General features: G+C 73.3%; 28 protein-coding genes and 1 pseudogene. 15 read left to right on the top strand and 14 right to left on the bottom strand.

Annotated elements, in window-relative coordinates:
- Positions 1 to 4 precede the first annotated feature (4 nt).
- A complete protein-coding gene (locus ACZ56V_RS04925; protein WP_467382618.1) occupies positions 5 to 724 on the bottom strand; it encodes a hypothetical protein in 720 nt (239 codons plus the stop codon).
- A gap of 303 nt (positions 725 to 1,027) precedes the next feature.
- Between ACZ56V_RS04925 and ACZ56V_RS04920 the strand changes: the two genes are divergently transcribed.
- On the top strand, positions 1,028 to 1,810 hold the full coding sequence (locus ACZ56V_RS04920) for a cobalt-precorrin-6A reductase (RefSeq protein WP_468939249.1): 783 nt from the start codon (positions 1,028 to 1,030) through the stop codon (positions 1,808 to 1,810).
- 29 nt (positions 1,811 to 1,839) lie between these two features.
- On the opposite strand, the gene ACZ56V_RS04915 is transcribed toward ACZ56V_RS04920, so the two are convergent.
- Together ACZ56V_RS04915 and ACZ56V_RS04910 are read right to left on the bottom strand one after the other, a co-directional pair.
- Positions 1,840 to 2,487, bottom strand: a complete 648-nt coding sequence (locus ACZ56V_RS04915) for a precorrin-8X methylmutase (RefSeq protein WP_467382614.1) — start codon at positions 2,485 to 2,487, stop codon at positions 1,840 to 1,842.
- A gap of 64 nt (positions 2,488 to 2,551) precedes the next feature.
- The gene (locus ACZ56V_RS04910; protein WP_468939246.1) at positions 2,552 to 3,031 is read right to left on the bottom strand and encodes a DUF4396 domain-containing protein; all 480 of its coding nucleotides are present in this window, start codon (positions 3,029 to 3,031) and stop codon (positions 2,552 to 2,554) included.
- A gap of 137 nt (positions 3,032 to 3,168) precedes the next feature.
- Here ACZ56V_RS04910 and ACZ56V_RS04905 point away from each other — a divergent pair, with 137 nt between their 5' ends.
- From ACZ56V_RS04905 to ACZ56V_RS04895, 3 genes are read left to right on the top strand one after another with little or no spacing between them, the layout of a single operon-like run.
- On the top strand, positions 3,169 to 3,804 hold the full coding sequence (locus ACZ56V_RS04905; RefSeq protein ID WP_398917604.1) for a metal ABC transporter ATP-binding protein: 636 nt from the start codon (positions 3,169 to 3,171) through the stop codon (positions 3,802 to 3,804).
- Positions 3,801 to 4,670 carry a metal ABC transporter permease gene (locus tag ACZ56V_RS04900; RefSeq protein ID WP_398917606.1) on the top strand — a complete coding sequence of 290 codons (870 nt, stop codon included), beginning with the start codon at positions 3,801 to 3,803 and terminating at the stop codon, positions 4,668 to 4,670. Before ACZ56V_RS04905 ends, ACZ56V_RS04900 begins: the two co-directional genes overlap by 4 nt.
- A complete protein-coding gene (locus ACZ56V_RS04895) occupies positions 4,628 to 5,479 on the top strand; it encodes a metal ABC transporter solute-binding protein, Zn/Mn family (RefSeq protein ID WP_468939243.1) in 852 nt (283 codons plus the stop codon). Before ACZ56V_RS04900 ends, ACZ56V_RS04895 begins: the two co-directional genes overlap by 43 nt.
- Before the next feature lie 127 nt (positions 5,480 to 5,606).
- On the opposite strand, the gene ACZ56V_RS04890 is transcribed toward ACZ56V_RS04895, so the two are convergent.
- Both ACZ56V_RS04890 and ACZ56V_RS04885 read right to left on the bottom strand, forming a co-directional pair.
- Positions 5,607 to 7,289, bottom strand: a complete 1,683-nt coding sequence (locus tag ACZ56V_RS04890; protein WP_468939240.1) for a class I adenylate-forming enzyme family protein — start codon at positions 7,287 to 7,289, stop codon at positions 5,607 to 5,609.
- A complete protein-coding gene (locus ACZ56V_RS04885) occupies positions 7,286 to 9,028 on the bottom strand; it encodes a CoA transferase (RefSeq protein ID WP_468939237.1) in 1,743 nt (580 codons plus the stop codon). Before ACZ56V_RS04885 ends, ACZ56V_RS04890 begins: the two co-directional genes overlap by 4 nt.
- A 110-nt stretch (positions 9,029 to 9,138) precedes the next feature.
- On the opposite strand from ACZ56V_RS04885, the gene ACZ56V_RS04880 reads away from it, so the two are divergent.
- Complete coding sequence (locus tag ACZ56V_RS04880) at positions 9,139 to 10,362, top strand: acyl-CoA dehydrogenase family protein (protein ID WP_468939235.1); 1,224 nt, start codon at positions 9,139 to 9,141, stop codon at positions 10,360 to 10,362.
- On the opposite strand, the gene ACZ56V_RS04875 is transcribed toward ACZ56V_RS04880, so the two are convergent.
- Both ACZ56V_RS04875 and ACZ56V_RS04870 read right to left on the bottom strand, forming a co-directional pair.
- Complete coding sequence (locus ACZ56V_RS04875) at positions 10,314 to 11,366, bottom strand: sugar ABC transporter permease (protein ID WP_467382603.1); 1,053 nt, start codon at positions 11,364 to 11,366, stop codon at positions 10,314 to 10,316. The genes ACZ56V_RS04880 and ACZ56V_RS04875 overlap by 49 nt on opposite strands.
- A complete protein-coding gene (locus tag ACZ56V_RS04870) occupies positions 11,363 to 12,481 on the bottom strand; it encodes an MFS transporter (RefSeq protein WP_468939385.1) in 1,119 nt (372 codons plus the stop codon). Before ACZ56V_RS04870 ends, ACZ56V_RS04875 begins: the two co-directional genes overlap by 4 nt.
- A 256-nt stretch (positions 12,482 to 12,737) precedes the next feature.
- Between ACZ56V_RS04870 and ACZ56V_RS04865 the strand changes: the two genes are divergently transcribed.
- From ACZ56V_RS04865 to ACZ56V_RS04845, 5 genes are all read left to right on the top strand, one after another.
- Complete coding sequence (locus tag ACZ56V_RS04865; RefSeq protein WP_398917620.1) at positions 12,738 to 13,508, top strand: hypothetical protein; 771 nt, start codon at positions 12,738 to 12,740, stop codon at positions 13,506 to 13,508.
- A gap of 153 nt (positions 13,509 to 13,661) precedes the next feature.
- Positions 13,662 to 14,258 carry a sigma-70 family RNA polymerase sigma factor gene (locus ACZ56V_RS04860; protein WP_356367842.1) on the top strand — a complete coding sequence of 199 codons (597 nt, stop codon included), beginning with the start codon at positions 13,662 to 13,664 and terminating at the stop codon, positions 14,256 to 14,258.
- A 325-nt stretch (positions 14,259 to 14,583) separates the two neighbouring features.
- The gene (locus ACZ56V_RS04855) at positions 14,584 to 14,838 is read left to right on the top strand and encodes a hypothetical protein (RefSeq protein WP_398917622.1); all 255 of its coding nucleotides are present in this window, start codon (positions 14,584 to 14,586) and stop codon (positions 14,836 to 14,838) included.
- Positions 14,838 to 17,117, top strand: a complete 2,280-nt coding sequence (locus ACZ56V_RS04850; protein WP_468939230.1) for a heavy metal translocating P-type ATPase — start codon at positions 14,838 to 14,840, stop codon at positions 17,115 to 17,117. The genes ACZ56V_RS04855 and ACZ56V_RS04850 overlap by 1 nt, the downstream gene beginning before the upstream one ends.
- Positions 17,114 to 17,623, top strand: a complete 510-nt coding sequence (locus tag ACZ56V_RS04845) for a copper chaperone PCu(A)C (RefSeq protein WP_468939227.1) — start codon at positions 17,114 to 17,116, stop codon at positions 17,621 to 17,623. Before ACZ56V_RS04850 ends, ACZ56V_RS04845 begins: the two co-directional genes overlap by 4 nt.
- 73 nt (positions 17,624 to 17,696) lie before the next feature.
- On the opposite strand, the gene ACZ56V_RS04840 is transcribed toward ACZ56V_RS04845, so the two are convergent.
- From ACZ56V_RS04840 to ACZ56V_RS04825, 4 genes are all read right to left on the bottom strand, one after another.
- On the bottom strand, positions 17,697 to 17,867 hold the full coding sequence (locus ACZ56V_RS04840; protein ID WP_398917629.1) for a hydrophobic protein: 171 nt from the start codon (positions 17,865 to 17,867) through the stop codon (positions 17,697 to 17,699).
- A gap of 147 nt (positions 17,868 to 18,014) precedes the next feature.
- Positions 18,015 to 18,353 (bottom strand): STAS domain-containing protein, encoded by a 339-nt coding sequence (locus ACZ56V_RS04835; protein ID WP_468939224.1) that lies wholly within the window; start codon positions 18,351 to 18,353, stop codon positions 18,015 to 18,017.
- A complete protein-coding gene (locus tag ACZ56V_RS04830) occupies positions 18,350 to 19,621 on the bottom strand; it encodes a PP2C family protein-serine/threonine phosphatase (RefSeq protein ID WP_467382593.1) in 1,272 nt (423 codons plus the stop codon). The genes ACZ56V_RS04835 and ACZ56V_RS04830 overlap by 4 nt, the downstream gene beginning before the upstream one ends.
- The gene (locus ACZ56V_RS04825) at positions 19,621 to 20,424 is read right to left on the bottom strand and encodes an alpha/beta fold hydrolase (RefSeq protein WP_398917635.1); all 804 of its coding nucleotides are present in this window, start codon (positions 20,422 to 20,424) and stop codon (positions 19,621 to 19,623) included. The genes ACZ56V_RS04830 and ACZ56V_RS04825 overlap by 1 nt, the downstream gene beginning before the upstream one ends.
- Positions 20,425 to 20,632: 208 nt before the next feature.
- Here ACZ56V_RS04825 and ACZ56V_RS04820 point away from each other — a divergent pair, with 208 nt between their 5' ends.
- Together ACZ56V_RS04820 and ACZ56V_RS04815 are read left to right on the top strand one after the other, a co-directional pair.
- The gene (locus tag ACZ56V_RS04820) at positions 20,633 to 20,836 is read left to right on the top strand and encodes a cold-shock protein (protein ID WP_356367851.1); all 204 of its coding nucleotides are present in this window, start codon (positions 20,633 to 20,635) and stop codon (positions 20,834 to 20,836) included.
- Positions 20,837 to 21,005: 169 nt separating this feature from the next.
- Positions 21,006 to 21,107, top strand: a pseudogene (locus tag ACZ56V_RS04815) (PAQR family membrane homeostasis protein TrhA); the annotation flags it as partial.
- Between the two features lie 216 nt (positions 21,108 to 21,323).
- Here ACZ56V_RS04815 and ACZ56V_RS04810 read toward each other — a convergent pair.
- Positions 21,324 to 22,559, bottom strand: a complete 1,236-nt coding sequence (locus ACZ56V_RS04810) for a PP2C family protein-serine/threonine phosphatase (protein WP_467382687.1) — start codon at positions 22,557 to 22,559, stop codon at positions 21,324 to 21,326.
- Between the two features lie 341 nt (positions 22,560 to 22,900).
- On the opposite strand from ACZ56V_RS04810, the gene ACZ56V_RS04805 reads away from it, so the two are divergent.
- The 3 genes from ACZ56V_RS04805 to ACZ56V_RS04795 all read left to right on the top strand — a co-directional run bounded on the left by ACZ56V_RS04805 (position 22,901) and on the right by ACZ56V_RS04795 (position 24,045).
- A complete protein-coding gene (locus tag ACZ56V_RS04805; protein WP_467382590.1) occupies positions 22,901 to 23,257 on the top strand; it encodes a PRC-barrel domain-containing protein in 357 nt (118 codons plus the stop codon).
- A gap of 34 nt (positions 23,258 to 23,291) precedes the next feature.
- A complete protein-coding gene (locus ACZ56V_RS04800; RefSeq protein WP_191854923.1) occupies positions 23,292 to 23,465 on the top strand; it encodes a hypothetical protein in 174 nt (57 codons plus the stop codon).
- A gap of 199 nt (positions 23,466 to 23,664) precedes the next feature.
- Positions 23,665 to 24,045 (top strand): thiol-disulfide oxidoreductase DCC family protein, encoded by a 381-nt coding sequence (locus ACZ56V_RS04795; RefSeq protein ID WP_467382588.1) that lies wholly within the window; start codon positions 23,665 to 23,667, stop codon positions 24,043 to 24,045.
- A 52-nt stretch (positions 24,046 to 24,097) separates the two neighbouring features.
- Here ACZ56V_RS04795 and ACZ56V_RS04790 read toward each other — a convergent pair whose 3' ends face one another.
- Entirely contained in the window at positions 24,098 to 25,192 is a 1,095-nt protein-coding gene (locus ACZ56V_RS04790) for an HTTM domain-containing protein (RefSeq protein ID WP_468939217.1), read from the bottom strand.
- A complete protein-coding gene (locus tag ACZ56V_RS04785) occupies positions 25,182 to 25,799 on the bottom strand; it encodes a DUF5819 family protein (RefSeq protein WP_468939382.1) in 618 nt (205 codons plus the stop codon). Before ACZ56V_RS04785 ends, ACZ56V_RS04790 begins: the two co-directional genes overlap by 11 nt.
- Between the last annotated feature and the right edge of the window lie 35 nt (positions 25,800 to 25,834).

Genomic DNA, 25,834 nt, shown 5'->3' with positions numbered 1-25,834 from the left:
TGGCTCAGTTCCCTTCCCGCATGTCGGCCGCGGTGATGACGCCGCCGCCGACCGTGTAGGTGCCCACGTACGTCGTCTGCGTGCCGTCGGTCTCCCAGGCCACGACCGTGACCGAGACGTCGTCGCCGGACGTGCCGGTCACGGTGACGTCGTCCCGCTGGGTCGTGGCGAAGCCGGCGACGAAGGAGTCGTAGTCCTGGTTGAGGTTCTTGCCGCCCAGCTCCCACGCGGCGGAGAAGTCGCGGTTGTTGATGGCGTCGAAGTACGCCGTCACGGTCGCCTCCGGCCCGGACGCGTCGGTGGTGGCCCCGTCGGTGGCGGTGTCGTCGGTCGTGGTGTCGTCCGTGGGGGTCTCGGTGTCGCCGTACGTGTCGTCGTCGTACGTGCCGTCTGTGGTCCCTTCACCGGTGCCGTCGTCCCAGGGGTACGAGTCCCCGCCCGTCAGGCCGCCGGAGCCGTCCGGGTCGGTGCCGTCGTCGGCCGTGTCGTCGTCGGTCGTGTCGGACCCCCAGTCCGGCAGCGCTCCGCTGCCGTAGAGCCCGTCGGTGGAGGGGACCCCGTCGTCCGGGCCGGTCGTGGCGAGCACGACGGCCAGCACGACTATGAGGACGAACGGGATCGCGATCACGGTCAGGGCCTGGTTGCGTACGGGACCGGGCGTGAGTGCGAGCCCTGGTGCGGGGTAGGAACCCCGGGCGCCGGACGGGACGCGTGTACTGCTCATCTGTCACCTCATTGCCGCCGGTATCCGGCCGGGCGGATACGGCACGCGCCCCGAGTGGGCCGATGTGCCATGTGCATCGACCGATCCGACCAGTGGCGGCGCTTCCGGAACCAGATTTCTGGAGTTCCGATGCGCTTCCGATCGGCTTCCGGTATGGCCGGGAGCGGGGTCCCTCGCGCCCAGGAGCATGCCGGTGGGCCTGGAGGGTCCGCTGCCCGGCTCCCTGGCTCCCTCTCGGCCGGAGGATGTGCTTGGCTCGACGCGACCGACAGCGAGAACCGCGGGGAGGGAGCCGGAACCGCCGTGCACGTGCTGATCCTCGGCGGTACCTCGGAGGCCCGCCGCCTCGCCGAACTGCTGGCGGCCGGTCCGGCGGGACCGGCCGGGCCGCTGCCGGGGCTGCGGGTGACGAACTCCCTGGCGGGACGGGTCTCCGCGCCCAGGACGCCGCCGGGCGAGGTGCGCGTCGGCGGTTTCGGCGGCGCCGAGGGACTCGCCGCCTGGCTCCGCGCACACACCGTCGACCTGCTCGTCGACGCCACGCACCCCTTCGCCGGCACCATCACCTTCAACGCGGCGCGCGCCGCCGCCAACGCCCGGGTCCCCCTCCTCGCGCTGCGCCGGCCCGGCTGGCGGCGGGGCGAGGGGGACGTCTGGCACGAGGCCGGTTCCCTGACGGAAGCCGCCGCACTGCTGCCCGCCCTCGGCCGACGGATCTTCCTGACCACCGGCCGCATGGGCCTGGCCGCCTTCGCGGGTCTGGCCGGCCCGTGGTTCCTCGTCCGGTCCGTCGACGCGCCCGAGGCGCCCTGCCCGCCCCGCATGGAGGTCCTGCTGGACCGGGGCCCCTTCACCCTCGACGGGGAGCGCGAGCTGCTGCGCCGGCACCGGATCGACGTCCTGGTCACCAAGGACAGCGGAGGAGCGGCGACCGCACCGAAGCTGACGGCCGCCCGTGAGGCGGGGCTGCCCGTGGTCGTGGTGCGCAGGCCGCCGGTGCCCGCGGGAGTGCCGGTCGTGGCCGGACCCGAACAGGCGGCGCGGTGGGTCCGGGAGGCCCGGGCCGGGCGCCGACTCCCGTACTAGTCACCCACCCGGCCGTCGGCGGGCCGCGGTCACTCCTCCTCGCTGGCGATCGCGTTGATCGCGGCGGCGGCGAGCGCGCTGCCCCCGCGACGGCCCCGTACGACGAGGTGCTCCAGGCCCGAGGGGTGGGCGGCCAGCGCGTCCTTGGACTCGGCGGCGCCGACGAAGCCGACGGGCACGCCGATGACGGCGGCCGGGCGGGGCGCTCCGGCGTCGATCAGCTCCAGGAGCCGGAAGAGCGCGGTGGGCGCGTTGCCGACGGCGACCACGGCCCCGTCCAGCCGGTCGCGCCACAGCTCCAGGGCGGCGGCGCTGCGGGTGGTGCCGAGCCTGGCCGCCAGCTCGGGGACGGCGGGGTCGGACAGGGTGCACACGACGTCGTTGTCCGCGGGCAGCCGTGCGCGCGTCACACCGCTGGCCACCATCCGTACGTCGCACAGCACGGGCGCACCGGCCTTCAGGGCCTCGCGGGCGCGGGAGACGACGCCGGGGGACCAGGACAGGTCGCGCACCAGGTCGACCATGCCGCAGGCGTGGATCATCCGGACCGCGACCCGGCCGACGTCGGAGGGCAGGCCGGAGAGGTCGGCCTCCGCGCGGATGGTGGCGAAGGACTGGCGGTAGATGGCCGCGCCGTCCTTCTCGTACTCGTACTCGGCGGAGTCGTACGGGGTCACAGTGCTCTTCTCGCTGCTCTCGGTCGGCGGACGGCCACGGCGGGGAGCATACCCACGCCGCGGTTCAGTGGTAGGCGTGCACGACGGCGTGGCCCTTGCCGCGGCCGATCATCCACTTGTTGACCGGCGTGGTGATCACGAACGCCACGGCGAAGCCGCCGAGCAGGGCGTACCAGAACAGGCCGTCGGACAGGTGCGCGTCCATCGCGCCGGGGACGAGGGCGATGATGCCGTTGTCGACCAGTTCCATCACGGCGATGGAGACGGTGTCGGCGGCCAGCGCCACCTTGACCGCGGCCTTCATGGACACCCCGGCGCGCACCACCGCGAAGAGGGTGAGGGAGTAGCCGAAGACGAAGGCCAGCGCGATGGCCAGCACCATGGTCGGCACGTTGCCCCACATCAGCGCGGTCCCGACGACCATGCCGAGGATCTCGCCGACGGCACACCCGCTGAGGCAGTGCAGCGTCGCCCGCATCGCGATCGCCCAGGTGGCGCCGTGCCCGTGCCCATGACCGGAGTGGTGGTGCGCGTGGTGATCCATGACGGGAAACATATACCCCAGGGGGGTATCTGGTCCAGAGGGAACGCAGCCCTTGCCCTGTCAGGTGTCGCGGTCGGGGTGCTGCGGGAACTGACCGCCTCTCCCGTCCGACTGGTGTGGGGAGGCGGGGAGGTGGCATGGAAGGGCTGGATGTCCGGCTGTCCGGCGTCGTGTGCCGGCACGGCAGGGTCGAGGCCGTGCGCGAGGTCGATCTCGACGTCGCGCCGGGGCAGCGCGTCGCGCTGACCGGTACCAACGGGTCGGGCAAGACCACGTTGGTGCGCGCCGTGCTGGGGCTGCACCGGCAGTTCACGGGCCGGATCCTGGTCGGCGGGCGGGACACCGGGAGCGCCGCGGAGTGGGCGTGGCGGCGACGGGCGTGCGCGTGGATCCCGCAGAAACCGGCGGCCGGCCGCTTTCCGCTGCTGGCCCGCGAGTTGCTGGCCAGCGGCGGTGCCCGCACGGAGGCGCTGGAGGCGGCCCACAAGCTGGGGGTCGGGCACCTCGCGGACCGGCCGCTGCACACCCTGTCGGGCGGCCAGCTCCAGCGCATGTACCTGGCGCGGGCGGTCGGCTGCGTGGCGGCCGGGGCCGGTGTGCTGCTCGCCGACGAGCCCACCGCCGCCCTCGACTTCTCCGGGCAGGAGGAGGCGGCCGACGTACTGCTGTCCCTGCCGGTGACCGTCGTGGTCGTCACGCACGACCGGGCTCTGGCCGAACGCTGCGACCGGGTCCTGGAGATGGCCGCGGGCCGGCTGCGGGAGGCCGGGTGAGCGCCCTGGCCGCGGCCGACGTCGGCCAGCTCCTGCACCTCGTGCCCGTCCAACGAGCCGGTGTCGCCCTGCTGGTGGCGGCGGTCGGACTGCCGGTGATCGGCGTCGTGATCGTCGGCCTCGACATCATGCCGGTGCGGTTCGCGATGATGCACGTCGCCCTCCTGGGCATCGCCGTCGGCCTGCTGACCGGGCTCGACCCCATGCTGTGCGCCCTGGTGGCCTGTGCACTCGCCGGCGCCGGAGTCGCTCCGCTGGCCCGTACGCCGGACGGCCTGTCCGGCGCCATGGGCCTCTTGATGAGCCTCGCGATCGCCGCCGCCCTGCTCCTGCTGGCCGTCTCCGGCGTCAACGCGGCGGGCGCCTTCGCCCTGCTCTGGGGGTCCATACTGTCGGTCGGCACCGCCGACCTGTGGCTGCTCGCCGTGCCGGCCGTCGTCGTGCCGGCCCTCTTCTGGTGGCGACGCAGAGACATCGCCCTCCTGCTCCACGACCGTGAACTCGCCCTGTCCTCGGGCGTGCGCGTCGACCGGCTCACCCTCGTGCTGCTGGTCCTGGTCGCGGTGTCCGTCGCCGGAGCCATCAAGCTCACCGGCGCCCTCCTCGTCGACGCGCTGACGCTGCTCCCGGCTCTCGCCGCCCGGCGGCTGGGCCGCTCCCTGCTGTCCATCACCGCGTGGGCGGTCGGCATCGGCGTGGTCGTGAACCTGTCCGGCTTCCTGATCGCCCTCCGGTTCGACTGGCCTCCCGGCCCCGTCCTCGTCCTGACCGCCGGCGTGGTCGTCCTCGCCGTCCACCTCGTCCCCGAACGGAGAATCAGCTCATGGCGCGCACCCGCGTCCGCATCACTCCCCTCCTCGCACTGAGCTTCAGCGCGGCCTTCCTGCTGACGGCCACCGGCTGCGGCGGCGACAGCTATACGTCGGACTCCTCCGGCTCCTCGGGCTCCCCAGCCTCCTCATCCGGAGCGGACGGCGACGCGGCCGGTGAGGACAGCCCGGTCGTGGTCGCCACGACGAGCTGGGAAGGCGCCTTCGCCAAGGCCGCGGGCGCTCGGGACGTCGAGGTCATCGTCCCGGAGTCGGTGCAGCACGCTCCCGACTACGACCCGAAGCCCTCCGATCTCGCGGCCGTGGCGGACGCCGACTTCGTGCTGTACGCGCCCTTCGAGCCGTACGCCGAGAAGTTCAAGGAGGCCGCCGGCGGCGCCGCCGAACTCGTCGAGGTCAACCTCGACAACGACGCGGACAAGGTCAAGGCCGAGGTGACCCGGCTGGGCGGGATGTTCGGCACCGAGGCCACCGCCGCCGAGTGGATCACCTCGTTCGACGCCGAGTACGGCAAGCTGCACAAGGACCTCAAGAGTGCCTGGCCGGACGGCAAGGCACCCACCGCCGTCGCTCAGGTGTTCGCCACCTGGTCGGCGAAACTGGCCGGAGCGCAGGTCGTCGGCACGTACGGGCCGGAGGCGGTGACCGCCCAGCAGTTGTCCGACCTCTCCGGCAAGAAGCCGCAACTCGTGCTCGACAACGTGCACATGGCGGCCGGCACCGTGCTGCCCGACTCCGGCGCGCGCCAGGTGGGGATCGTCAACTACCCGGACGAGGACCTGGATCTGCTGACCGTCTACAAGAACGCGGCGACGACGCTGGAGAAGGCGATGAACGCCTCCTGATCGGGGGAGGGGCGGGAGGTGGTGGCGTCGGTCGCGGGCTCGGTGACGGGCGGTGAACTGCCGTACCAGGAGGAGGTGAAGGGCCGCACGGGGTATCCCCCCCGGCGGCCCTCCGTCGTCCGGTGGGTCAGCCGGCCGGGGCCAGGGGCTGCGGCCGTTCCGTCCCGGGCGCGCATCGTTCCCGCAGCGCCGCTCGGTCCGGCTTGCCGGCCGGGGTCAGGGGCAGCTCGTCCAGTACCAGCAGGCGCTCGGGGTGCTTGCGCCGTTCCATACCTCGCGCGTCCAGGTGGGCGCACAAGGCGTCCAGCGTGGGCGCCGCGTCGTCCCTGGGCACGACGCAGGCCGCGAGCCGCTCGCCCATCAACGGGTCGGGCACGCCGACGCACACCACGTCCCGGACCGCCGGATGCGCGGCCAGCTCGACCTCGACCTCGGCGGGGCTGATGTAGGCCCCGCCCCGGATCACCACGTCCTTCAGCCGACCGACGACCCGGAGCGTGCCGTCCTCGTCGATGAGGCCCAGGTCCCCGGTGCGCACCCAGCCGTCCTCGGTGCGGTAGCGGGTGTCGAGGTCGGGCGCGGCGACGTAGCACAGCGGTGTCATCGGACCACGGGCGACGATCTCACCGACCGTGCCCCCGCCGACCTCCCGCAGCTCACGCGTTCCGGGGACCGCGATCCGTATGTCGGCGACCCGGGGGTCGGGTTGTCCCGCGGCGACGCCGGGCCGCCCGGCGGCGTCGGGGGTGCCGTGCGCCAGCCCGGTGTGGCAGTTGACGCCGTCGGCGGAGCCGTAGAGGTTGACGACCGGGCAGCCGAAGGCCAGGCGGGCCTCGGACGCGGTGGCCTCGTCCAGGGGCGAGCCGCCGACGACCACGGCGGTCGGCGCGGTGAGCTGCGGGTGTCCGCCCTCCGCGATCCGGTCCAGCAGCATGCGGATCATGGTCGGTACGCCCAGGACATGGGTCGGCTCGTGCTCGGCGAGCGCCTCCAGCGCGGCCTCGGGGGTGAAGTGGTCGAGCAGGACCAGGGTGCCGCCGTGCCGGGCGAGGGTGACCGGAGTGCCGTTGCTGCCGAAGGCGGAGGCCAGCGGTACGAGGAAGAGGCAGCGCGGCGGGCGGCCGTCCGGGATGAGGGAGCCGAGGAAGTTCCCCCGGCCGCCGGCCAGGGCGTTGTGCGAGTAGGCCACCATCTTCGGCTCGGACTCCGACCCGGAGGACACCAGGATGCGGGCGGCGGTGTCGGGATCGGGACGGGCCGGCACGAACGCCTTCGGGTCGGTGCGCAGCAGCTCCGACAGCGGGACGGCTCCCTGCGGCGCGGTGCCCGCAGGTTCCGCGGCGACGACCGTACGCAGGGCGGGCAGCCCACCCGTCAGCGCCAGCAGGTCGGCCGCGTGACGGCTGCCCCGGTGCTCGGCTGCCGCGATCACCGCGACCGCCTCCGATCTGCGCAGCAGCGACGCCGCCTCGCGCCCGCCCCGCCCGACGGGGAAGGGCAGCGCCACCGCGCCCAGGGCGGCGAGTGCCAGGTCCGCGACGACGGCGTCGCGGCCGTTGGGCAGCTGGACGCCGACGACGTCACCGGGACGTATCCCGAGGCCGGAGAGTCCTGCGGCGAGACATCGGGCCTTGCGGTCCAGCGCGGTGTAACAGAGCCTGCCCTTGCCGTCGAGGACCGCCGTGCGGTGCGGGTCGGCGATCTGCCGGGCCCGGTAGAGGCTGTAGAGGTCCAGGTCGGGGCAGGTGCCGTCGACCGCCCAGGTACGGCGCAGCGCGGCGGGCAGCAGGTCGTGCAGGGCGACGGTCATGCGAACCTCCAGGGGGCGGGGACGGCGGGGGAGCCGTGGGCGTCGCGGCTGATCGGGCCGGAGGAGAGCAGGTCGGCGAGGTCGGTGACGACCGGTACCGCGGCCGTGCCGCGTTCGTGCAGCCGCCGCAGGGCCTCGGCGGTGGAGAGGTGCCGCGCGTCGGGCGGGACGGCCGCGTGGTCGGGCAGGGCGATCCAGCCGTCGGCCGTGGGCACGGGCCTGCGGAACCCGGCCGGTTGCCGTGGGTCGAGGCCCCGTTGCGCACGGCTTCGGGCCGGGGCGGTCAGGACGTCGGCCGCGCCGAGCAGGGACGAGTCCACCCGCACACCGGCTCCCGTGCGCCGGCGCAGCAGCAGCCCCGCGAGGACGGCCTCGGCCCCGAGGAGTCCTCCGAGTACGTCGAGCAGGGTCATGAGGGACGGGACGGGCGGCTCGTCGGCCGGCCGCACCGCCTCACCCACCCCGGCGCGGGCCTGCACCATGAAGTCGGTGCCCATCGGCGCCCCGGGCAGCCGGCCGGCCCAGCCGCTGGTGTAGGCGTAGACGAGCCCGGGGTTGGCGGCGGACAGGTCCTCGTGGTCCAGGCCGAGCGCGGCGGCCCTGCCCGGCGCCCAGTTGTGCAGGAACACGTCGGCCTCCGCCGCCATCGCGCGCAGCAGCTTCCGGTCCCCGGCGGACTTGATGTCCACCTCGACGGCCCTCTTGCCCCGGTTGAGCGCCAGCCAGCGGGCCGAGACGCCCGAGCAGGCCGGTGGCACACCGCGCAGCGGATCACCGCCCGGCGGCTCGATCCGCACCACCTCGGCGCCGAGCAGCCCCAGCAGATGCGCCGTGAGCGGTGCCTGGATGCGGCGGCCGGCCTCCAGGACGGTCAGCCCGGCCAGCGGGGCGTCGGTGTCCGGCGGTGCGCCGGAGCCGGAGTACGACGCGTCGCGCGCCGTCAGCGTCCAGGGCGGGGCTCCGTCGTACTCGGCGGCCCGCTCGGTGAGCGAGTGCAGGGCGCACACCTCGGCACCGGAGGACCGCGCGGCTTCCCGGACGCGCTCCCAGCCGTGCCGGCCGGCTACGGCGTGCAGCTCGTGCGGAACGGGTGCGCAGGCCGTGGCGTACCGGAACTGGAAGGGCCGCCAGCCGTGCCGTACCGCGTCCGCCGGTGCGCCGAGCGCGCGCCAGAACGCGGCCCACGCGCCGGGGTCCAGGGTTTCCAGCTCGAAGACGACGCCGTCGGCCGAGGTGAACGGCGGCCCGCCCGGCGCGATCTCCGCCGCCTCGGCCTCCTCGGCTCCGGCCGCGGCGAGGTACTGCGAGACGGCGAGCAGCCCGGCCCGCTCGACACTGACCTCGCTGCGCCGCACCTGCGAGCCGCGCGCCTGGGCGAGGAGCCCGGCCAGCAGGCCCTGCACGGTCAGCACACCGGCGGCGGTGGTGGCGTAGTCGGCGGCGAGCCCGCGAGGCGCCCCGTCCCGGCGGCCGTGCACGCCCATGATGCCCGTCACCGCCTGTGCGGTCGCCTCGTCCACGGCCCGGTCGCCCCACGTCACGTGGGCGGTGACGCCGCCGAACTCCGCGCCGGCGAGCGTCATGCGCTCACCGGGACGTCCGGTCTCCGCCGCGCCGAGCAGCCGCAGGTGCTCCGCGACGAGTCCGCCCGCCGGTCCCGGGGTTCCCGGGGCTTCCAGACGGAGTCCGTCGAGGGGCCGGGACGGCCGCGCGATGGGCGGTGTGGCCTGTGGTGCCATGCCTCTCCTTTCCTGACGCGCGGGAACCCGGGGGCGATCACCCCCGACCGGTTCCACGAACACACAGTCGGACCGGCGAGAGCCGAAGTTCCCTGGAAGGTGGGGGAGACGTGCTGGACGAGACGCTCGGTGACCCGCGGTGCCCGTCGGACGTGCGGGAGTTGAAGGAGCGGGTCGGTACCTTCGTCCGCGACCGGGTCGTGCCCTGCGAAGGGGTCCTGGACAGCGGCGGCCCGGACGCGGCGCGGACCCTGCACCGGCTGCGCCGGGAGGCGAAGGGCCAGGGCCTGTGGGCGCTGCCCCTCCCGGTCGAACTGGGCGGTCAGGGGCTCGGACTGCGGGCGTACGCCCATGTCGCGGAGGTGGAGGGAGCCAGTGATCACGGGCCGGCGGCCCTCGGGTCGGCCGCCCTGCTGGACGCACTCATGCTGGGGCGGCACGGCAGCCCGCGCGTCCGCGAGCGCTACCTGGCGCCGCTGGTCGCCGGGGAGCTGCGGGCCGGTTACGCGATGACGGAGCCGGACGTTCCCGGCACCGACCCGTTCCTCACCGCCACCCGCGCCGTCGAGACCGGGGACGGCTGGCGGCTGACGGGAGGCAAGTGGTTCGTCAGCGGGGGCGGCACCGCCGACCTCGTCACCGTCCTCGCCCGCACGGACGGCCGGCCCCCGCAACGGGACGGCCTCTCCCTGCTGTTGGTCCCGACCGCCGCTCCCGGCTTCCGGGTGGTGCGCGAACTGCCCGTGCTCGGCGCGGCCGGACAGGCGGAGATCGCACTCGACGGTGTCGCGGTGGACGCCGACCACCTGGTCGGCGCACGCGGCCAGGCCCTCTCCGTCGCCGCCGAACGGCTCCAGCTCGGCCGGACCCTGCGCTGCCTGCGCTGGCTCGGTCAGGCGGGCCGTGCCTTCGAGCTGATGCGGGAACGCGCCGTCACCCGCGCCCGCTCCCGCGGCCCCCTCGGCGACCTGCAACTCGTCCAGCGCCACGTCTTCGAGTCACTGCTCGCCCTGCGCACGACCCGGCCGCTGGTCCACGAGGCCGTGTCCCGGCTGGACGCGGGCGTCGACGCCCACGTGGAAGTGGGGCTGGCCAAGGTAGCCGCGGCCCGCACGCTCCAGCTGGTGGCCGACGCGGCGATACAGGTCCACGGCGCGGCGGGGCTCGGCCCGGACACCGCGCTGCCCGCCCTGTTCCGCACGGGGCGCGCGGCCCGCATTCTCGACGGACCCGACGAACTGCACATCGCCTCCGTGGCGCGGCGTGTGCTGCGGACGGAGCCGGTTCAGCCGGGATGCCCGGACACGCGGCCGGTGAGTTCCGCGAGGGAGTAGGCCAGGAAGAAGTCGCCCCAGATCAGCTCGTGGCGCACGGCTGTTCCGGCGCCGAGGTCGTAACAGCCGTCCAGGAGGCGGCCGTCGGCGGTCAGGTACCGGTCGACGAGAGTGTCGAGGACGGTGACGGCCCGGTCCCGGTGACCCAGGCGCAGCAGCGCCAGCGCGGTGACGGCGGCCGCCGAGGTGTCGAGGGGGCCGTCGGGGCGGGCGAGGTCGGCGAGCGGCACGGAACGGGTCGGCGCCAACGCGTCGGTGATCCGGGCGAGCGAACCGTCGTCCAGGAGCGGGGCACCCTCGGCCACGGCGAGCAGCAGCCACGCCGGACCGCGGCTCCAGCCGGGCGGCGGGTCGGCACGGGCGGTCCAGCCGGTCGCCCCGGTGCGCAGCCACGACCAGGACGGCGGCCGGGTGCTCAGGCACAGGTCGAGGTGGCGGCGCAGATGTGAGCCGGCGGCCTCCGGGTCCACCGTGGCCAGCAGCGGCACCATGCCGGGGACGCCGTCCACGCGGGCCGTCGTCCCCGGCCCGCCGAACGCCGAACCCCACGGCACGAGGCCCAGTTGCGGATCGAAGGCGTCCCGGCAGGCCCGGGCGCCCACGTCCCGGACCCGGACCCGGGCGCCACCGTCGTCTTCGTCGAAGAGGGTGCCGTACCAGAAGATCAGTCCGCGGGTGGAGGTGTCCGCCTCGGCCCAGTCGGCCAGACGGGCGGTGCACGCCTGTGCGGCCTCCCGGTCGGAGGGGGCGCCGGTGTGCCGGGCGAGCAGCCACAGCAGTCCCGCCCAGAACCCGCCGGTCCAGGAGCCGCGCGCCGTGGTCCTCCACCTGCCGGAGTCCGGGTCCGCGTAGAGCGGGAACCGCGCACCGGCTTCGGCTCGGGTGCGGGCGACCCTGGCGAGAACGGAGTCGAGTGCCGAGGCGGCCCACCCGGGTGCGGTGTCCGCGCCGCCCGCCCGCCGTTCCCCGTCCGGGCGGGCGGCCCCCTCCGCCCGTGCTCTCACGACCGGACGCCCGACCGGCGTTCCCGCGCGGACCACAGCAGCGCCACCACCCCGGCGCCCGCGAACTCGGCCGCCACGAGGAGCCATCCGCCTCCGTACCGGCCCGCCTCGGCCAGCATCCCGAACAGCGGTGGACCGACGGCGAACCCGGCGAAGAACCCGGCGGAGACCAGCGCGGAGTCCTGGCCCGCCCGGCCCGGCGCCGCGCGCTGCATGACGAGCACCATGGACACCGCGTTCGCCGCCACGGCGAACACCCCGACGGCCGCGGCCGCCCCCCACACCAGCGGGCCGACGGAGGCCGAGCCGGCCAGGAGCAGGGCCGCCGCCACCGCTCCGACGGCGAGCGCACCCGGCAGCCAGACCGCCCGCTCGGGCCGCCCCGCCGCCTTCGACCAGCCCAGCCGGCCCACGATCCCCGAGACGCCGAGCACCGCCACCAGCGCCCCCGCCGCCGTGGCACCGAGCCCCAGACGCTCGGTGCCGTACAGCGACAGATAGGTGTTGACGGAGGCGATGCCGCAGCCGAGCAGCAGCGAGAAGACCATCAGCCACGCGACCATCCCGCGCGGCACCCGGACCGCCGTGGTGGGCTTCGCGGGCGGGTCGGCGGGCAACGCGCGTGCCGCCCAGCCGGCGGCCACCACCGCGGCGCCCGCGGCGGTCCACACCGCGCCCCGCCACCCGGTGAGACCGGCGAGCGCCGCGAGCGGCAGCCCGGCCGCGAACGCCCCCAGCTGCACCCCCGACTGCTTCATTCCGGTCACCGAGCCGCGCCGTTCGGGCGGTACGGCGGCGAGGATCGCCTTGTTGGTGGCCGGGTTGGCCAGCGCCTGCGGCAGCCCACCGAGCGCGACGGCGGCCAGCAGGAAGCCGGAGCCGGGAGCCGCGCCGATCAGCGCGAGCGAGAGGGAGGCCACGGCGAGCAGGGCCACCAGGCAGCGACGGGGACCCACCCGGTCCACCACCCGGCCGCCGACCGGGGAGAGCACGGCGGCCGTGGCGAACCCGACGGTGGTCGTCAGCCCGAGCACCGTCGGTGAGACACCGAGGTCGGCCACGAGCCGCGGGCCGAGCGCCCCGAGCAGGAACAGCTGCATCATCGAGAAGGCCATGGCGCAGGTCAGCAGCGGGGTCAGAGCCCTCGCCGCGCCTTCCCCGGCCGCCGGGCCCGCCCCGTCCCGCCCGGCCCGCTGTGTCTGTCCCGTCGTCACGGACGCACCTCCTTGGGCAGGCAGTCGGGCGCAACTCTCCCGGAGTTCCCGGGGGTTGGCGTGACGTGAATCACCGGGAGGGGGTCGGGTCGCGGGTCCGGGAACTTCTCGTACTTCCCTGAGTGACGGCGCGCCGGGAATGCGAGGATGAGCCGCCATGGGCGCTGGGTGGTGTCTCCGCACGACGAGGGCCGCGATGTTCGCGGCCGTCTGCGTGCTGCTCGCCGCCCTCGGACACGTGCTGATGTCCGGGGAGGGGCTGCCCTGGTGGGTGCTCCTCTCCGGCGCCTTGGCCGTCGGGGCCGTCGGCTGGGCCTTCGGGGCCCACGAGCGCCGCCGCCGTACGGTGGCCGTCCTGACGGTCGCCGCCCAGACCGGCCTGCACGTCGCCTTCACGCTCGCCCAGTCCGGCGGCCGCCCGGCCGCGGCACCGGACGGTTCGCACTCCCTGCTGGAGTGGGCCCACCGGTTTCTCTGCGGCCCGAACCCGACACCCGCGCAGGCCGCCCGGACCTACGACATCGCCGCAGCCGCGGGCCTGCCCCACGCGGATCACCTGAGCACCCACGGCGCCGACGGCATGGCGTCGATGGGCCACGTCATGGAGCCCATGGCCGGTACGGGCGGCATGCAGGACATGGCGCACCTGGCCGGCCTGCCCTCCTGGGGCATGCTGGCCGCCCACCTGCTGGCCGCCCTGCTGTGCGGACTCTGGCTGGCCCAGGGGGAGAGCGCGGTCTTCAAGACGGTCCGCGCCTGCGCGGACCGCGCGTTCGTGCCGTTGCGGCTGGTCCTGGCCGTACTCCGCCCGCTTCCTGCTCCGCCCGCTCTCCGGCCGGCTCCGCGGCCGAGGTGGCGGCTGCGCCGGCTCCTGCTCGTGCACGTCCTCACCACCCGGGGTCCTCCCGGGGAGACCGCTGTCGCCTGACAGCCGGATCACCGCCACCGCCCTCCGCGCGGCGGCGGTCTCCCGTCCGCGCCACCGCGCGACGGGATTTCTCCCCTCACCCGTGCGTCCGCCGCCGGTCACCGTGCCGTGCCCGGACCGGCGCGCGCGGGACCCAGGAAGGACCAGAGGACCATGACCCCTGCCCTGCCCACCGTGACCGACGAGACGGTCACCGCCTGGGCGCTCGCCGCCGCCGCGGGCGACCTCGAGGCGGTCGACCGCTTCGTCCGGGCGCTGCAACGCGACGTGCGCCGCTACGTGGCGTACCTCGCCGACGACGTGCAGGCGGCGGACGACCTGACCCAGGACACGTTCCTGCGCGCTCTCACGGCACTGCCCCGGTTCGAGGGGCGTTCCTCGGCGCGCGTCTGGCTGCTGTCGATCGCCCGCCGGGCCGTCGTCGACAGCCTGCGCCGCGCCGCGTGCCGTCCTCGGACGGCGTGCACCGACGACTGGCAGGCGGCCGCCGAACGCGCCCAGCCGACGGGGCTGCCCGGCTTCGACGAGGGCATCGCCCTGTGGGAGCTGGTCGACGCGCTGCCCGGTGAGCGCCGTGAGGCGTTCGTCCTGACCCAGCTGCTGGGTCTGCCGTACGCCGAGGCCGCCGAGGTGAGCCGGTGCCCGGTCGGTACGGTGCGCTCCCGGGTGTCCCGCGCCCGGACCGCACTGGCCGAGCGCGTCGCGGACGAGTCCGCACCCCGGCACCCGCTGGAGGGTGCCGCGGCCTGACGACCGACCGGGCACCGTTCCGGCCGATGCCCGATGCCCGATGCCCGATGCCCGATGCCCGATGCCCGATGCCCGATGCCCGATGCCCGCGGCCCGCGGCGCGACGGGCATCGGCCGGAACCCTCGCGGGCGGGCGTGACCGGGCGGCGTCCGCTCCAAGGCCCTCTGCCCCGAGGTGCCTCCGCTCGTAGGTCCCTCCGTTCCGTCCGGTGACAGGCGTCACATTCGTCCCGGGGAACTCGAGCGCCGACGTCCCCGACTCCTGTACCGGTGCGGCTCGGACCAGCGGAAGCCGTGCGCGCGAGGCGATCGGGAGAGTCGGCAGATGGCGCAGACACGGCAATCCGCTTCCGGCGCGCCCGCCGCCCCGGTGCACCGCGTCCTGCCGCCGCCCGCCCTGTGCGGGTTCCTCGTCCTGCTGCTCCTGGCGTTCGCCGCCTCCTACGCCGTCGGCCGGGGCGTCGGCCCGGTCGCACCCGGCCTGCACGGTCCGGGGATCACCCGGGACGGCCACGAGGGCGGCGGCACGGCCCCGGAGGACGGCGACACGGGCGGCATGAACCACGGAGGCGGGCACTGATGACCGCTGAACCGGCATCCGTGCAGGAGGTGACCGACCTCGCGGTCGGCGGCATGACCTGCGCGGCCTGCGTGAAGCGGGTGGAGAAGAAGCTGGCCAAACTGGACGGCGTCCGCGCGAGCGTGAACCTCGCCACCGGGCGGGCTCGTGTGCACCATCCGCCCGAAGTGCTCCCGGAGCAGCTCGTCGCCGCCGTCGAGCAGGCCGGATACACCGCGGCCCTCCCCGAGCCGCCCGAAGAGCGACGACGCCAGGACCGTGACGAGGCGGACACGGAAGACGGGCGGGAACGCGACCGGCTGGTGGTCACGGCCCTGCTCGCCGTCCCCGTGCTGGTCCTGTCCATGGTCCCCGCCTGGCAGTTCCGCAACTGGCAGTGGCTGTGCTTCGTACTCGCCGCGCCCGTCGTGGTCTGGGCCGCCCTGCCCTTCCACCAGCGGGCGGCGCGGGCGCTGCGGCACTCGGCGTCGACCATGGACACCCTGGTGTCGCTGGGTGTCGTGGCCTCCTTCGCCTGGTCCACCTACGCCCTGTTCCTCGGCGGCGCGGGCGACCCGGGCATGCGGATGCCCTTCAGCCTGGTGCCGACGGCGTCGGACGGCGTCACCCACATCTACCTGGAGGCCGCCGTCGGCGTCCCCCTGTTCGTCCTGGCGGGCCGGTACCTGGAGGCGCGGGCCCGTCGGGGCACCGGAGCGGCCCTGCGCTCGCTCGCGGAACTGGCGGTCAAGGAGGTCGCCGTACGCGACGACACGGGGGAGCGTCTCGTCGCGATCGAGGATCTCCGGGTGGGCCAGGTCTTCGTCGTACGGCCCGGGGAACGCGTGGCCACCGACGGCACGGTCGTCGAGGGCAGTTCGGCCGTCGACCTCTCCCTGGTCACCGGGGAGAGCGAGCCGGCCGAGGTGGAGCCCGGCGCTGCCGTGACCGGCGGTTCGGTGAACGTCGGCGGCCTGCTGGCGGTGCGGGCCACCGCGGTCGGCGCCGACACCCGACTGGCCCGGATCACCCACCTGGTGACCGAGGCCCAGGCGGGCAAGGCGCGGGCCCAGCGCCTCGCCGACAAGGTCGCCGGCGTCTTCGTACCCGTCGTCCTCACCCTGGCCGCCACCGTCCTCGGCTTCTGGCTGGGCGCGGGCGCCGACCCGCAGGCCGCGGTCACCGCCTCCGTCGCCGTCCTGGTCGTCGCCTGCCCCTGCGCCCTCGGCCTCGCCACCCCGACCGCCCTGATGGCCGCCACCGGCCGTGGCGCTCAACTGGGCGTCCTGGTCAGCGGTCCGCGGGCCCTGGAAGGACTGCGGCACATCGACGCGGTGGTGCTCGACAAGACCGGCACGCTGACCTCCGGGCACATGAGCGTCGCCCGGGTCACGGCCGCGCCCCGAGGCATCGGCGAGGAGCAGGCGATCAGGCTCGCGGGCGCGGTGGAGCAGGGCTCCGAGCATCCCCTGGGACAGGCCGTCACGGCCTACGCCCGACGCGCCACGCCGGCCGAGACGCTGCCGGACGTGACCGACTTCGCCGCCCTGCCGGGGCGCGGCGTGCGCGGCAGGGCCGAGGGACGGCTCGTGGAGGTCCTGGCCCCCGACGACGCACTGCCCGTACCGCTGGCCGAGGCCCTGTCCGCCGCGGAGGAGGCCGCCCGCACGCCGGTCGTGGTCCGCGTCGACGGCGTGACCGAGGCGCTCATCGAGATCGGGGACGTGCTGCGGCCGGGCAGCTACCGGGCCGTGGACCGGCTGCGGCGCCTGGGCGTACGGCCGGTGCTGGCCACCGGAGACCGGGAGGCGACCGCCCGCGCCGTCGCCACCGCTCTGCGCATCGACGACGTACACGCCCGGTGCGCCCCCGAGGACAAGGCCCGCCTGGTCCGCCGACTGCGGGACGAGGGCTACCGGGTGGCCGTCGTCGGCGACGGCGTCAACGATGCCGCCGCCCTGGCCGGAGCCGATCTCGGCATCGCCATGGGCACCGGCACCGACGTGGCGATCGGAGCCGCCGACGTCACCCTGGTCCGCGGAGACATCGACGCCCTCGCGGACGCCGTCCGCCTCTCCCGAGGCACGCTGGCCACGATCCGCGTCAACCTGCTGTGGGCCTTCGGCTACAACGCCGTGACCCTGCCCCTGGCCATGGTCGGTCTGCTCACCCCGATGCCGGCCGCCGCCGCGATGTCCGTCAGCTCCGTGCTCGTGGTCGGCAACAGCCTGCGGCTGCGTGCCTGGCAGCCGTCACCGGCCCGCAGCCGTCCGTCCACCCCTGGCGGGAGCCTTCGATGACGCCCTCCGCCTGGACGCCCACCCGGCGCCGGCTCGCGGACACCGCCCTGGCCGCTCTGGCACCGGTGTGCGCCTGCGTGCTGGCCCTGGGCGGTCTCGCGGTCTGGACCGCCACGGGCAACGCTGGCACCCCCGCACGCATCGGCGTCACGGACGCACGGCTCTTCCTCCCGTCCCTGGGAGTGCCACAGACAGCGGCGTTCTTCCGGATCAGCAACACCGGCGGCGCCCGGGACCGTCTGCTGGAGGTGACCTCGTCCGACGTCACCGGGGGCATCTCCCTCAGCAGCCACCGGATGACCCCCGGCGGCGCCGCCTACCGTCAGGCTGCCGAGTCTCTGCCGATCCCCGCCTACGGCACCCTCGACATGTCGCCGCACAGCAGCGACGTGACCGTCCCGGCCGCGGCCCGCTGGGAGACGGGCGACCTGGTGCCCTTCACGCTCCGCTTCGAACACGCCGGACGCGTGGAGGTGTTGGCGGTGGTCGTCCGCCCCGGATCCTGACGACGCGCGACGCACGCCGCAGCGGCTGACGTGGATCCTGTCCGGCCGGCACCGTCCGATTGCGCTGCTTGTCCTACCAGCGGTACCAGCGGCCCCGCCGGCCCCCGCTGCCGGCGGAACGGACGACAAAGCCCAGCAGCCAGACCACCAGCACGATCACTGCGACCCACCACAGTGCCTTCAGCGCGAAGCCGGCGCCGAAGAGGATGAGGGCAAGCAGGAGAACGAGAAGCAGGGGAACCATGTCTATCAACCTCCGCCGCTCCTCGTGCCCGCCGAAAGACGGAACACACGGCCGAATCCCCCGGATTCCTTCACCACTTCTACGGCCATCGCACTCGGTTGCTCCAGCCGCGCCGACCGACGGACTCAGCACACCGTCCTTCGTGGTTCAGGGCCGAGTGGCGGCGTCGCTGTCGGGGTGAAGGGGGAAGATCTGGTCGAGGCCGACCATGCGCAGCACACGGAGGGTGTGGGCGGGAACGGCGGCGAGCGCGATGTCTGCGTGGAAGGCGGCGGCGTGGTTGCGGGCCGCGATCAGGGCGGTGATGCCGCTGGAGTCGCAGAACGTCAGCCCGGCCAGGTCGAGGACGAGGCGCTGGCCCGGCTGGAGGGTGAGGGTGGTGAGCCGTTCGCGCAGCTGGGCGACGGTGGCGTAGTCGAGGTCCCCGAAGATGCTCAGTACGGGACCGGTGGCGGCGTCGTGGGTGGTGATCCTCAGCGGGCTCATGCGGCTTTTCTTGTCTGTGAGAGTGAGGCGGGCACGCCGAGGGCGAGGAGGGCGGTGTCGTCGTCGAGGCCCTCACCCAAGTCGTCCAGCAGGTCCGTCAACGCGCGGATGACGGCCTGCGCGGACCGGCCCGCGTGACGGGCGGCGAACTCGAGCAGGGCCTCGTCCCCGTAGAGGGAGGCACGGTCTTCGCCCGTGCGGGCCTCGGTCAGGCCGTCGGTGTACAGCACAAGGGCGTCGCCGGGACCGAGCGTGGTGGCGGCGGCGGTGAAGGGTGCGGTCGGCAGGACGCCGACGAGGAGTCCGCCGGGGGTGGAGAGGAAGTCGGCCCTGCCGTCGGCGCGCAGGACGAGCGCCGGCGGGTGGCCGCCGGAGGCGATGCGGACGGTGACCTCTCCCCTCGTGGGGTGAGGCTCGAGGGTGCCGAAGACGGTGGTGCAATAGCGCGGGTCGTCACCCGTGTAGCGCTCGTGGAGCGCGTGGTTGAGCGTCGTCAGGGCGCTCACCGGGTCGGGGTCGTGCAGGGCCGCGGCCCGCAGGGTGTAGCGGATCAGTGAGGTGACGGCGGCAGCCTGTGGGCCCTTGCCGCACACGTCGCCGAGGAAGAAGGCGAAACGGTCGCCCTCGATGGCGAAGAGGTCGTAGAAATCGCCGCCGAGCCGGTCCGGAGAGGCGGTGCGGTAATGGGCAGCCGCTTCCATCCCCGGCACCGCCGGCAGGGTGGCGGGCAGCAGTGACTGCTGCAGTACCGCGAGGGCGTCCTGCAGCCGGGCCCGGTCGGCCTCCGCCTGCTGGTGCGCCTGCTCGGCTGCTCTACGGGCCCGCAGGAGTTCCTGCTCGTACGCACGGCGGTCCCGGGCGTCGAAGACCGTGGTGCGGATCAGCATGGGCTCGCCGTTCTCGCCGTGCTTGACGACGGAGGACACGAGCACGGGTATACGGCCGCCTCCGGCCTGCTTGATCTCCAGGGCTATGCCGCTGATCTCGCCTCGCATCCGCAGCAGGGGCGCGAAGTGCGTCTCGTGGTACAGCTTGCCGCCCACGGTCAGCAGGTCGGTGAAGTGCATCCGGCCCACCACCGCATCGGCCTTCAGGCCGAGCCAGCGCAGCAGGGTGGCGTTGATCTTGGCGATGGTGCCGTCCATCAGGGTGGACAGATATCCGCAGGGCGCGTTCTCGTAGAGCTCCTCGGCGCTGTCCTCCAGCAGGGCGGCGAATGACGGGGTCGACCCCTTCTCGCAGTCGGGTTCCGGCCCGTTGCGGCACATCACCGCAGGCGCGCAAGAAAGTCGGTGATCGCCCCGTTGGTGGCCTCGGGCGCGGAAAGGTGCGGGCAGTGCCCCGTGGCGTCGAGCGTGACCAGCTTGGAGCCCGCGATCGTCTGGTGGACGAAGGCCCCGACCTCCCGCGGGGCGATCACGTCCTGGGTGCACTCCAGGATCAGTGTCGGCACCGTCACGGCCTTCAGGTCGTCCCGCGAATCGGACAGGAACGTGGTGCGGGCGAAGACCCGTGCCATGTCCGGGTCGGTGGCGCAGAAGCTGTTCGTCAGTTCCTCACCGAGTTCGGGCCGGTCCGCGTTCCCCATGATCACCGGTGCCATCGCCGCCGACCAGCCCAGATAGTTGGACTCCAGGGACTCCAGCAGCTCATCGATGTCCTCGGTGCTGAACCCGCCCCGGTAACCCGCGTCGTCGATGTACCGCGGAGACGGGGCGACCATCACCAGCGCCCCGATGCGCTCCGGGGCCATTCCGGTGGCCAGCACGCCGATCATCGCGCTGACCGAGTGGCCCACGAACACCGCGTCGCGCAGATCCAGCGCCTCGCACACCTCCACCACATCACGGGCGTAACCGTCCAACGAGGCGTAACGGTTCTCCGAGAACGCGGACAGGTCGGAGCGGCCCGCGCCGACGTAGTCGAACAGCACCACCCGGTAGTCCTCGGCCAGGGCGGGCACGGTCAGACGCCACATGTTCTGATCGCAGCCGAACCCGTGAGCCAGCACCACGGCCCGGCCCCGAGGGTTGCCGGTGACGGTGACATTGTTTCGGCGTTCGATATCCATACCCCCACTCTCTCAGGTACCGGCCCGCTCCTCCGTCCGGCCGTCGATCACCGGAAGGCCGCCGTAGCTTCCGCCCGATGCCGATTTCACATCTGTGCCGGATAGGCGGGACGGAAAGGGGTACACGAAGTCCCGGCTCCTGTTGCCCAGGAGCTGGGGCACGCTCGGATGCAGGGCTGTTCCCGGGAATGAATGAAGGATCGACAGTATGGCCAGCGGCACCGTGAAGTGGTTCAACGCCGAAAAGGGCTTCGGCTTCATCGAGCAGGACGGCGGAGGCCCCGACGTCTTCGCGCACTACTCCGAGATCAGCGGCAGTGGGTACCGCGAGCTGACGGAAGGGGAGCACGTCACCTTCGAGATCGGGCAGGGGCAGAAGGGCCCGCAGGCGCAGAACATCGTCCGAGGCTGACCCGGCGGGTTGACCCGGCGAGGCGGCCGGTGGTCCGGCCGCCGTCCCGCCGGCGTGGCGGGTGACCAGGGTGGCCCTGCCGGACGGTCGACAGATCATTCGCCCGCACGGCGGGAGAGTGCTCGCGATGTCCGCGAGTGCCCCGTGTGGACGGGTGCGGTGGCCGGCATCGCCTTCCGTGTTCGGCTTCCACGAGGTGTTCCACGCCCTGACCGTGGCGGCCTTCACCGCGCACTACGTCGCCGTCTCCCTCGCCGCCTCGCGACCATAACGGCGGGTGTATGCACTCCCTGCGGCACGCCGCTCGATCGCGTCCCGCCGGGCGGGCCGGGGGGACACCCCTGGCCGCTGCCGAGTGCGACGTAGTTCAGACGTCGGGGGCGAGGGGTGCGGTCTCCACGCGACCCAGGCGTTCGTGAGGGCGGGGACGAGACGGACGAGGTTCTGGTCGGAGCGCTCGGGGATCCGAGCGAGGCGGGCAGTCGGCTCATCGCCTGGGAGCGGTCCGCCCTGTCCGTGACGGGGCGGAGGCGTCGGCGAGGTCGGCACCCGTGTCGGCGTCCCGTCCTACCCTCTCGGTGCCGTGCCAGTCCAGGCACATGATGGTCGCGTCGTCCTCCAAATGTCCCTGATTGGCGTCGACGACGGCAGCGATGAGGGCGCGGGCGGCTTCGCGGGGATGCAGTGGGCGGGTGCGGACGATCAGGTCCGGCAGGGCGACGCTGCCGGCGTTGCGCTCCAGCATGCCGTCCGTCAGCATCACCAGCCGGTCACCGGGCCGCAGATCCAGCGGCTGGACACGGTAGGCGTGCGGTACCTGGAAACCGAACGGCATATCGACCTGCGGAGTGATCTGCCGCACCTGCCCGTCCCGCATCACCAGCGGCCAGGGGTGCCCGGCGTTGATGAACTCGGTACCGCCGTCGGCCAGGCTGATCCGCAGTATCTGTCCGGTGACGTAGCCCGGGCTGTGCTCGCGCATGGCCCGGTCGGCCTGGCGGGCCTGTTCGGCGAGGTCGGCGCCCGCCCGCCGGGCCCGGCGCAGGGCACCCACGGCGAGGGTGGCCAGGAGTGCGGCGTCGACGTCGTGGCCCATGGCGTCGGTGACGGAGAGCTGCACCGCGTCCCGGTCGATCGTGTAGTCGAAGGTGTCGCCCCCGACGTGGTCGGCGGGTTCCAGGGCCCCGGCGACCGCGAACTGTGCCGCCTCGCACGCCAGTGACGCCGGCAGCAGCCGGTGCTGGATCTCCGCCGCCAGGCTCAACGGCTTGGTGCGGCGGCTCCACTGATAGACGTCGGTGAAGGACCGGTTCGCGATGACGATGTACGCCAGGGCATGCGCGCTCTCGCCGATCTCCCGCATCACCTGGGCGTCCGGTGCCGCGGGCAGGAACAGTTCGAGAAGCCCGATGGCATCCCCGCGGTTGGTCACCGGGGCGACCACGCGTACTCGCCTGTCTTCGCCCGTTTCCTCCACGCGCGGCTGCTGGGTGCGGATCACGTCGTCGTAGAGGGTGCCCCGCAGCGTGATGCGGCGGGCGGGCTCGCCGGTATCGACGCTTCCCGCGGCCCCCAGCCGTACGACCGAACCGCCCGTGAAGTCGCTGATCAGGAACGAGACCGACACGGCCCCGAGATGCTCCCTGAGCATCCGTGCGACCACGTCCAGGGACTCCACCGGTGCAGCGGTCTCCGCCGCCGCCAGCACCCCTGCCAGGGTCAGGGTTCCACCCTGGCCACTGCTCACAGAAGAGGCCATCGGCTCGCTGTCGCTGCCCGGCACGCCTCCGCTCACGCCGACTCCCTGCTGCTCGATGGTGCTCCGGGCCTCGTCCAGGGTGCCGAGAATGCCGGTGCCAGGCCGATGCGGGCAGTCATATTCCACCACGGCCGCCACATCGGAGGCGTCAAGGCCACTCGAACGGACGGGGCGGATGTCACGGTCGTCCTGGTCCACGGCAGCGGTCCGCGCCCGCCTGCGATCGAAGGTGTCACGAGGGCTGGTTCGGGCACGTTGAGAAGTGCCCTCTCCGGGTACACCGCCGTGCGAAGGGAACCCCAGGAATGATCCACAGTGCGGACATCCGTGAGTGGCGCACTCACGATGTCATCGACGCGGGTGGCCGCAAGATCGGCGCGCTGGAGGCTGTCTACGTGGACACCAGCACCGACGAGCCCGCTATGGCCACCGTCCAGGTCGGGCTGCCCACCCGCCGCCACCTGGTCTTCGTCCCGTTGCACGGCGCGGTCGTGGGGCCGGGCTACGTCAGGGTCGACTACGACCGGTCGCTGGTGAAGAAGTGCCCGGCGATCGGCACCGACGACGTGCTGCCCGTCGAGGACGAGGCGGCGCTGTTCGCGCACTACGGCCTGCCCTACCAGCCCGGCGCGAACGGTGAGCGGCAACTCGCCCGCCGCTGACCGGCTTCATCGAATCGAGGAGGTGCCTTTCGTCATGACGCTCTTCCTGCTTCTTGTCATCGCGGCAATCGTGTTGGGCCTCATCGGCGTCGTCGCCGAAGGGCTGTTCTACCTGCTGGTCATCGGGATCGTGGTGTTCGTCGCGGCCCTGGTGTACCTGGGCGTGCACATTCGGCGCTCCGGCCGACACCAGCGCACGCTGCGCTGAGACTCTTGAGGTGGCCGGACCGGGAAACCCCGGCCACCAGCGGTCGATCAACGGGCCGTGGCCGTCTCACACCTCACCCGCCGCATCGCGAGCGTGAGGCCGAAAACCCAGCCGCGTCGGCTCGTGACGATGGACCGTCGGAAGCGCCATGGGGGCGGCCTGCCCCGGCCGACTGCCCTGGTGAGGCAGGATTGCCGTCATGCGGACCCGACCTGTGCTGGTTTATGACGGTGATTGCCGATTCTGTACGACGTCAGTCACCTTCCTCGAACGCCTGCTACGACCCGACTGCTCCATCACGCCGTGGCAGTTCGCTGACCTGGCCTCTCTGGGCGCCACTCAGAGTCAGGCCGAGTACGAGGCCCTATGGATCACGCCCGACGGGACCGTGCACGGCGGTGCGCAGGCGGTGGCCAGGCTGTTGCTGCGGGCAGGCAAGGGGTGGGCCGTTCTCGGCGCGCTGCTCACCCTGCCGCCGTTCCGCTGGGTCGCGCACGGCGTCTACCGGATCGTCGCGAACAACCGCGACCGCCTGCCGGGCGGAACCGCGGCCTGCGCCCTCCCCGCAGGCCGTCGCTGACGGTGGCCCCGGCGGACCGTCGGTGTCATCCCTTCCGCCCTTCCGCCGACCGTCACCGCAGGTGCATGCCGGGGCTCCCGGAGTTGACCTGCGGAGGCACGGCGCCACCCGCGGCCACCCCGGTCTCTCCGCGGGGCCGCGGCAGCCGTACGCCGAGCCGCCGTGCCGTACGGCGCCCCAGGCGGGGCAGTGAGGTGTAGAAGCGGTCGGGCAGGAACACGGCGTCCGCGATGATCATGGCGCCCGAGAAGACCGGCAGCCCCAGCAGGACCGCGATGCCGGCGTGCATGCCCAGCAGGACTGCGAGGACGGGGTACTTGAGCCTGCCGAACAGCACGAACGGGAAAGCGACCTGGGTGAGCACGGTCAGGTAGCTGATGGCCGCGATCGCGAGAGGGTACTGGTCCAGGAAAAGGGAGAGCGCGGGCCAGGGCTGGAAGAGTTCGAGGTGCAGTACGTAGTGGAGTGCCGTGCCGTCGGCCCAGTACGATCCCTGGACCTTGTACAGGCCGGCTGATCCGTACAGGAAGCAGACCTGGGCCGCGATGACGAAGACACCGCAGTTGTGCACCACGGTGGTCAAGGTGACGCGGGCGTCACGGAGTTGCCGAGCGGTCGGGCCGTGACTCTTCGCACGGGCCGCCGCACCGGCCGCGCGAGACGCCTTGCGCCGCTCGCGGCGTGCGTCCAGGGACCAGCGTCGGCCGCACGCGGTGAGCACGAGGTAGAGGGACATCAGGAGGACCAGGTTGTCGCCTCCGTCCGTCATGAAGATCGACCGGGCGTGGAACGACGTCACCACGACGGCGAACACCATGGACGTGGCCCGGGTCCGCCAGCCGAGCATGAACAGCGCGGACGTCATGAGGGCCAGCCCGTAGCACAGCTCGAAGTAGGCCCGGTTGTCCGACAGGAGCAGGAAGCTGTACCACCCGGTCTGGTCGAAGAGCTGCGCGGCCAGCGCGGGTGTCCACGGGGAGTCCGGACCCCAGATCTCGTGGCGGTGCGGGAACTCGCGGAGCAGGAAGACCAGGTAGAGCAGTCCGTAGCCGATGCGCAGCACCGACGTGGCGTACAGGGATACCGGTCGGCCGGTGACGAGCGTGATTGCCGCAGCGGAGAGCTTGCGCAGCCGTTCACTTCCCATGAGAGGTCACCTTCCACCAGGGCAGGAGTCGGTTCTCGACAGGTTTCGGTGGGCTGTCCGCTGCGTTGGAGCCGGGCGCCGCGACGGGGAGAGTGACGACCCGGAGCTGAATGAAGTCGATGTCGCGGCCACCGTCGCCGCGGTGTTCGGCGATGCGCTCCGAGGCGATGTTGTTCATGTATTTCTGGAGCATCGCGGCCCGCTCCGAGCGAGCGGTGTCGTCCTTCCCGTGCGTTTCGGCGTAAGCGGCCCAGGCGCGACGCAGCAGATTCTGCGCCGTGTGGCTGGGAAACGCCTGGTGTTCGATGGCCTCGCTGTCCACGGCCGAGAGGTCGAACCAAGGACTGACCTGCATCGATCCATCGGGGCCGGCGTGCGCGGTTCTCGCCAGGACCTGTCGGTTGACGGAATCGGGATTGGGTGCGAAAAGCCGCCAGTTCTGTTCGAAGAGGGGGTAGACCCATGCGTCGATCTGCTGGCTGTACCGCCGAGAGACGGGGTTGGGCGGTGCGACGTGGAAGAAGACGAGGACGACGTGGACCAGAGTCACGGCCAGGCAGAGGAACACGGTCGTATGCAGGACCGTTTTCAGTAGTCGTACGCCCACCGGCCGTGATTCGGAAGCGCCCGGTTCGTCGTGGC

The organism is Streptomyces sp. NPDC034099 (assembly GCF_055575415.1).
The sequence above is the reverse complement of the archived record's forward strand: the minus strand, read 5'-3'. Positions and strand labels throughout refer to the sequence as shown.

Excerpts from the sequence above, each read along its gene's own strand:
- ACZ56V_RS04925 (WP_467382618.1), bottom strand. The coding sequence starts at position 724 with ATGAGCAGTACACGCGTCCCGTCCGGCGCCCGGGGTTCCTACCCCGCA.
- ACZ56V_RS04910 (WP_468939246.1), bottom strand. The coding sequence starts at position 3,031 with ATGGATCACCACGCGCACCACCACTCCGGTCATGGGCACGGGCACGGC.
- ACZ56V_RS04905 (WP_398917604.1), top strand. The coding sequence starts at position 3,169 with ATGGAAGGGCTGGATGTCCGGCTGTCCGGCGTCGTGTGCCGGCACGGC.
- ACZ56V_RS04895 (WP_468939243.1), top strand. The coding sequence starts at position 4,628 with ATGGCGCGCACCCGCGTCCGCATCACTCCCCTCCTCGCACTGAGCTTC.
- ACZ56V_RS04890 (WP_468939240.1), bottom strand. The coding sequence starts at position 7,289 with ATGACCGTCGCCCTGCACGACCTGCTGCCCGCCGCGCTGCGCCGTACC.
- ACZ56V_RS04885 (WP_468939237.1), bottom strand. The coding sequence starts at position 9,028 with ATGGCACCACAGGCCACACCGCCCATCGCGCGGCCGTCCCGGCCCCTC.
- ACZ56V_RS04870 (WP_468939385.1), bottom strand. The coding sequence starts at position 12,481 with ATGGCCTTCTCGATGATGCAGCTGTTCCTGCTCGGGGCGCTCGGCCCG.
- ACZ56V_RS04865 (WP_398917620.1), top strand. The coding sequence starts at position 12,738 with ATGGGCGCTGGGTGGTGTCTCCGCACGACGAGGGCCGCGATGTTCGCG.
- ACZ56V_RS04860 (WP_356367842.1), top strand. The coding sequence starts at position 13,662 with ATGACCCCTGCCCTGCCCACCGTGACCGACGAGACGGTCACCGCCTGG.
- ACZ56V_RS04855 (WP_398917622.1), top strand. The coding sequence starts at position 14,584 with ATGGCGCAGACACGGCAATCCGCTTCCGGCGCGCCCGCCGCCCCGGTG.
- ACZ56V_RS04850 (WP_468939230.1), top strand. The coding sequence starts at position 14,838 with ATGACCGCTGAACCGGCATCCGTGCAGGAGGTGACCGACCTCGCGGTC.
- ACZ56V_RS04845 (WP_468939227.1), top strand. The coding sequence starts at position 17,114 with ATGACGCCCTCCGCCTGGACGCCCACCCGGCGCCGGCTCGCGGACACC.
- ACZ56V_RS04840 (WP_398917629.1), bottom strand. The coding sequence starts at position 17,867 with ATGGTTCCCCTGCTTCTCGTTCTCCTGCTTGCCCTCATCCTCTTCGGC.
- ACZ56V_RS04835 (WP_468939224.1), bottom strand. The coding sequence starts at position 18,353 with ATGAGCCCGCTGAGGATCACCACCCACGACGCCGCCACCGGTCCCGTA.
- ACZ56V_RS04830 (WP_467382593.1), bottom strand. The coding sequence starts at position 19,621 with ATGTGCCGCAACGGGCCGGAACCCGACTGCGAGAAGGGGTCGACCCCG.
- ACZ56V_RS04825 (WP_398917635.1), bottom strand. The coding sequence starts at position 20,424 with ATGGATATCGAACGCCGAAACAATGTCACCGTCACCGGCAACCCTCGG.
- ACZ56V_RS04820 (WP_356367851.1), top strand. The coding sequence starts at position 20,633 with ATGGCCAGCGGCACCGTGAAGTGGTTCAACGCCGAAAAGGGCTTCGGC.
- ACZ56V_RS04805 (WP_467382590.1), top strand. The coding sequence starts at position 22,901 with ATGATCCACAGTGCGGACATCCGTGAGTGGCGCACTCACGATGTCATC.
- ACZ56V_RS04800 (WP_191854923.1), top strand. The coding sequence starts at position 23,292 with ATGACGCTCTTCCTGCTTCTTGTCATCGCGGCAATCGTGTTGGGCCTC.
- ACZ56V_RS04795 (WP_467382588.1), top strand. The coding sequence starts at position 23,665 with ATGCGGACCCGACCTGTGCTGGTTTATGACGGTGATTGCCGATTCTGT.
- ACZ56V_RS04790 (WP_468939217.1), bottom strand. The coding sequence starts at position 25,192 with ATGGGAAGTGAACGGCTGCGCAAGCTCTCCGCTGCGGCAATCACGCTC.